At 41.2% G+C, this 534-nt stretch carries 1 protein-coding gene; it reads left to right on the top strand.

Annotated elements, in window-relative coordinates:
* The coding region (locus CQA49_RS10245; RefSeq protein WP_115575756.1) for a hypothetical protein at positions 1 to 429 on the top strand (429 nt) is incomplete at its 5' end.
* Positions 430 to 534 lie beyond the last annotated feature (105 nt).

Below are 534 nucleotides of genomic sequence, written 5' to 3' on the forward strand. Positions count from 1 at the left end.
ATGGAACTAAGCAACAAAGAATTTATCATTTTGTTTTTGCTCTCACTTGGTGCGGGGGCTTTTGGCGTGTGCATTGCAATGGCAGTGGGCTATCTCTCAATCACCAAAGGTGCGCCTAAAAAAATCGTCATTATTGCAATCATCGTGCAAATGGGCTTAAGCATAGGGCTTTTTATAGGTTTGACGCTTTGGTTTTATTCTCAACTAACGCCTGAATCCTTAAGCAAGGATTTTATCACTGGTTGCTGTATTGCTTATTTTGGCTCTGCTGTGCCTGAAATCACTTTTGGTGTGTTTGTCTTGCTTACAAAAATCATCAAACACAATATCCGCAAGACAATGAATTACGAGGGCGAGGATATAACGCCTGATTTGAAATTGCGTTCAATTGTAGATGATTATGTATCCACGCAAAAAGATAAGAAATGAAAATTCAGCTTGCACGCCTATTTCGCACGAAGCCTCGAAAAAGTTTCGGTTACGCACAAAAAGTGCGCGCCCTTCAACTTTTCCTCACCTTCGCACAAACTAGGC

This window comes from Helicobacter sp. MIT 00-7814 (assembly GCF_003364115.1).
In the GTDB taxonomy this organism is placed as follows: Bacteria; Campylobacterota; Campylobacteria; order Campylobacterales; family Helicobacteraceae; genus Helicobacter_F.